General features: G+C 58.1%; 5 protein-coding genes. All 5 read left to right on the top strand.

Features of this window, described 5'->3' with window-relative positions; all coding sequences use genetic code 11:
* Nucleotides 1-82: 82 nt before the first annotated feature.
* On the top strand, nucleotides 83-562 hold the full coding sequence (locus IRZ24_RS16970; RefSeq protein ID WP_297166749.1) for a CopD family protein: 480 nt from the start codon (nucleotides 83-85) through the stop codon (nucleotides 560-562).
* 220 nt (nucleotides 563-782) lie between these two features.
* On the top strand, nucleotides 783-1,247 hold the full coding sequence (locus IRZ24_RS16965; protein WP_297166748.1) for a cytochrome c maturation protein CcmE: 465 nt from the start codon (nucleotides 783-785) through the stop codon (nucleotides 1,245-1,247).
* A 131-nt stretch (nucleotides 1,248-1,378) separates the two neighbouring features.
* Entirely contained in the window at nucleotides 1,379-3,550 is a 2,172-nt protein-coding gene (locus IRZ24_RS16960) for a heme lyase CcmF/NrfE family subunit (protein WP_297166746.1), read from the top strand.
* Nucleotides 3,547-4,119: a cytochrome c-type biogenesis protein gene (locus IRZ24_RS16955; protein WP_297166743.1), complete on the top strand. Its 573-nt coding sequence runs from the start codon at nucleotides 3,547-3,549 to the stop codon at nucleotides 4,117-4,119. Before IRZ24_RS16960 ends, IRZ24_RS16955 begins: the two co-directional genes overlap by 4 nt.
* Complete coding sequence (locus tag IRZ24_RS16950) at nucleotides 4,116-4,511, top strand: hypothetical protein (RefSeq protein ID WP_297166740.1); 396 nt, start codon at nucleotides 4,116-4,118, stop codon at nucleotides 4,509-4,511. Before IRZ24_RS16955 ends, IRZ24_RS16950 begins: the two co-directional genes overlap by 4 nt.
* Nucleotides 4,512-4,695: the final 184 nt, after the last annotated feature.

The following is a 4,695-nucleotide window of genomic DNA, read 5'->3' as shown; positions in this document are numbered from 1 at the left end:
GACAGGTAGAGCGCTCTATCCCTATCCAGGCGGGGGAGGGAGGAAACGGGACGTTGATCTACATGGATGAAAGGGGCTGGCTATGGCTTGGCTGCCGGCGCTGCTGCCCCAGGGGCTGCTGCTGATTATGCGGCTGGCTCATATCCTGGCCGCTGCTGCCTGGATTGGCGGCAGTGTCATGTATTTAGTAGTCGTGCAGCCGGCTCTGCACCTGGCCCCTGCACCTGAGTTGGCAGCGAAAATTGCAGCGCGCTTCAGGCGCCTGGTTAATGGCTGTGTCGGTTTGCTGTTGGTGAGTGGCGCCTTTTTAACGGTGGACCGCCTGACGGAAACGCGCCTTGGTCTGCCTTATTTGCTGACCCTGGGCTTGAAAATTAGCCTGGCCTTGTGCCTGTTCGCCCTGGCTTTTTATCTTGGGCAAAGTCCAATTCGTCGCCTGGCCCGTCGCTCATCGCGCTTTGCTCAGGTTGCTCCTCGTTTGATGTTGGCCCTGGGCGTGGTGGTCTTTGCCCTCGGCGCTCTGCTCAATATGCTGTTCGAGACCAGCCTGACAAGCCATTAGCCCGCTTGTAGAGTTGCTACATCAGCGGATTGGTTAGCTATCTCCTCTGTTGACGGCAATCATGTTGCTGTGCTCCGCTCGCCAGAGGTGAGGTGGCTGAATATGTCAACTGGGGAGCAGGTAAAGCTGATCAATGTATAAATACAAGCATTTATGAATGCGAGAAGTGTGAGTCTGCCTCTGGCCAGGCTCACTTTCCAGCTGTGTGGAGGTTCTCTTCGTGCAGTCGGCTGTGGTTTCTACTCAGACTGAGAAAGATAGCGTCCAGGCTCCAGCACGTAAGCGTCGGCGCTTACCGGCTGGCCTGCTGGTCGCTGGTCTGGCAATCACCGCTGCTGTCATCTACTTGATTGTGGCGAATACGCGTTCTAGCGCTGTCTATTATATGACGATTGCCGAGTTAAAGCACTGTACAGCCTGCAGTAGTCAGGCGGTCCGGGTGATGGGTGTGGTGCAACCCGGCTCGATCGAACGCCATGATCAGCGGCTGAGCTTTGTGATTACGGATAATCGGCAGTCGCTGCCGGTCGTCTATAGCGGTGTGGTTCCTGATATTTTCCGTCCAGGCATCCAGGTAGTAGTTGAGGGCTACTATCATGGGCAGGGCGCTTTTGAGGCTCAGACGTTGCTGGCGAAGTGCCCGTCGAAGTTCCAAGCGGCCACACCAACACCCAGCAGTAGTTAGTCGGGACCAGGCAGCGGTTCTACCTGGCTTTCGTCTTTGACTGATCTCAGCCTTCTCTGCCTGCTACAGTCGCAGCTTGCTTGAGGAGCGGCTGCCCTACTGTGGGAGTGCTTTCGAGGGAGAAGAGAGCTGTGTACGTTTCTGATGTGGGCGCGAGCGCTATTCTGTTGGCGCTGCTTTTTGCGATCTATACAGCGGTGGCGGCGGTGCTCGGGACCTGGCGGCGGAATGAGGCCTTGGTAGTAAGTGCCCGACGGGCGACATTGGCTGTTGCCGCTTTCTTGGTCCTGGCCTCAGCGGCTCTGGCGGCTTCTTTTCTGCTGCACGATTTTGGCGTGAGCTATGTGGCGCAGCATTCCAGCCTTAGTATGCCCTGGTATTATGTGACGGCGGCTTTCTACGGCGGTCAGGAGGGTTCGCTGCTCTACTGGGCTTTGACTCTGGCTCTGTTCTCAGCCCTCTTCGTACTGACTTCCCGCCGTGCACCCAGAGCGCTGGTTCCTTATGTCCTGGCCACGTTGATGGTCATCGAGACCTTTTTCTTGTTGATGCTGGCAACCGTCTCTAGCCCCTTTGTACGCCTCGCCCATCCACCCGCCGATGGCGTGGGCTTGAACCCCCTGTTGATGGATCCGGGCATGTTGCTGCATCCGCCACTGCTGCTGATGGGCTATATGAGCTTTTCGCTGCCGTTCGCCTTCGCTGTGGCAGCGATGATCACAGGACGGCTCGATAGCGAGTGGCTGCGGGCGCTGCGACGCTGGATGTTGGCAGCCTGGACCATTCAGAGCGCCGGGCTTTTGATGGGAGCTTGGTGGGCTTACCATGTCCTCGGTTGGGGCGGCTATTGGGGTTGGGACCCGGTGGAGAATGCGGCCCTCTTGCCCTGGCTGACAGCGACGGCTTTCTTGCATTCGACAATGGTGCAGGAGCGCCGCGGCATGCTGAAGGTCTGGAACCTGGCACTGGTCATCGCTTCTTTCGCTCTGTCGATCTTCGGCACCTTTGAGGTACGCAGTGGGATTATTAGCTCGGTCCATTCCTTCGCCTATTCAGCGATTGGCTCCTATTTCCTGGCTTTTCTAGCTCTGGTCATTGTCTTCAGCCTTAGTCTCTTTCTCTTCCGTTTGCCCCGCCTGCGCGCCGAGCAGGAGTTTGATTCGGTGGTCTCCCGCGAGGGAATCTTTCTGGTGAATAATTTGCTGCTGGTCGGCATTGCCTTTGCGACGCTTTGGGGAACCCTCTTCCCTCTGATTTCGGCGGCTGTGCGCCATGAGGAGATGAGTGTCGGGGCACCCTTCTATAATCAGGTGACTGGCCCGCTCTTCTTGCTGCTTCTACTGGCTATGGGTATCGGTCCCTTGCTGGCCTGGCGCCGTACTTCCTTGCAGGCGCTGCGTCGTAATGTGGGGCCTCCGGCGCTGCTGGCAGCCCTCTGCGCTGCTGTGCTGCCTTTGCTTGGAGTTCCGTCGTTGTGGGCTAATGTGGCTTTTTCGGTCTGCAGTTTCACTGGCTGCGCCATTCTGTATGAGCTTTGGCGCGGGGTGCGAGTGCGCCACCGTCATGGCGAGCCATATCTGCGTGCCTTGTTGATGCTGTTTGCACGCTATCGTCGCCGTTACGGTGGTTACCTGGTTCATCTTGGCCTGTTGATCCTGGCCATCGGCGTGGTTGGCTCGCACTTTTTCCAGCAGCAGCGTGACGCTACGCTCAAGCCCGGCCAGCAGGTGAGCATCGCCGGCTATCAACTGCTCTACCTGGGCAACATTGAGAACTTCTATCCTGAGAAGGATGTAGTGATGGCCCAGTTTCAGATCTGGCAGCATGGCCAGCTTTTACGCTATATCTATCCCGGTCGCCAGATCTACCATAACTTCAGCGATCAGCCGGCTAGTATGATTTCGATTACGACCTATGGGCTGACAGATCTCTATGTCTTTCTGGAAGACTGGCAGGGGGCTGCCCAAGCGACTGTGCATATCTATGTGAATCCGCTGACGGTTCTGGTTTGGCTAGGCGGATTGGTCATGATCCTGGGCGGTGTAGTTTGCTGGTGGCCTGAATCGCCTGCTCGCTCCCGTTTCAGCCGCTTGGCTCCTCCGCTTGCCACGGTCAAGGGCAAGGGGGTTGAATTGCCAGGCAGGTCGTTCACCCAGATGGCTCCAACCAGGCCCGCTCTCGAGGCTAGCAGCGACAAGGAAAGACAGGCTGTGGCTTCTGTCCAGCCTGAGCGAGTTGCGACGCCGCTCTTGCCAGACTCGTCAGATCCAGCGAGTGAGCGAGAGAAGGAGGCGAGTCAATGAAACGGCTACCGCGGCAAGTGCTTGCTTCCGCAGCGGCTCTGCTGCTCGTTGCAGTTATTGCTCTGGTCTGGTGGCTTGTCTATCTCTCTCATCCCAGAGCCGCCACACTGGATCAGCGAGTAGCTGAGGTGGCCTCTCAGCTACGCTGCCCCGTTTGCCAGGGCGAGTCAGTCCAGGATTCACCCTCAGAGCTGGCTCAGCAGATGCGCGCTGTTATACGTCAGCAGCTGCAGGAGGGCCGCTCAGAGCAGCAGGTGATTCAGTACTTCGTGGATCGCTATGGGGAGACGATTCTCTGGAACCCTCCCCGCCAGGGCTTCAGCTTACTTGTCTGGTTGATTCCACCGCTCACCCTCTTAGGGGGAGCCATGCTTATCGGCTTTGTCTTACACGAGTGGCGCCAGCGTCGCCCGGCTCAGCCTGATCCAGCTAGGACCGAGATCGGCCCGGCCCCCGTTGACTTAGTGCCTGATGAGGAGCTGGAGCGCTACCGCGCAGAGTTGGAAGCTGAGCTGGCCGCCGATGACCCGTTGTTTGAGCCGCTCTCTAGACCGAGGGGGTCGCGATGATCTTGCCCGTTTCTCCGCTGGCTTTCTTGTTGGCCATCCCGTTAGGCCTGTTGGCTCTGGCGCTGGTGCTTTACCCGCTGGTACGCTCAGCCGAGCAGCAGGCTGGCGTCGCTACCGAAGGAGGCTGGAACCCGGCTTTGACTGCGTCGCCCACTCGGGAGCTTTCTGAGGAGGAGTCGGCGGCACGGGCCGCTCTCCATGAGGTCGAGCTAGAGTATCAGCTTGGCAATCTTACGGAAACTGACTATCGTTCCTTGCGAGAGCGTTATCTACGACGTGCGTTGCTCGCTATCAAGGAGCGCCATACACGTGAAAAGGAACTGGATGCCTTGATTGAAGAGCGCTTGCGTCTGTTGAGGGAGGAAGATGCGGGAAGAAGCAATGGTATCTAGCGCTGGTAGCTCTGGCCCAGGTCGCCTTTCCTCGCCTGTTGCGCTTTCTCTACTAGCATTCCTCGCGCTACTCTGCCTGCTGGCGTCCGCAGTCCCCGCCCAGGCGGGCAATGGGGCCGGTACGGGGACAATTCGCGGTCATCTGGTGAATGGGACTCATACTGTCTCTTATACACAAAAGACG

The organism is Thermogemmatispora sp. (genome assembly GCF_019683755.1).
GTDB lineage: Bacteria > Chloroflexota > Ktedonobacteria > Ktedonobacterales > Ktedonobacteraceae > Thermogemmatispora.
Note: the sequence above shows the minus strand (reverse complement) of the source record. Positions and strands in the feature narration are given on the sequence as shown.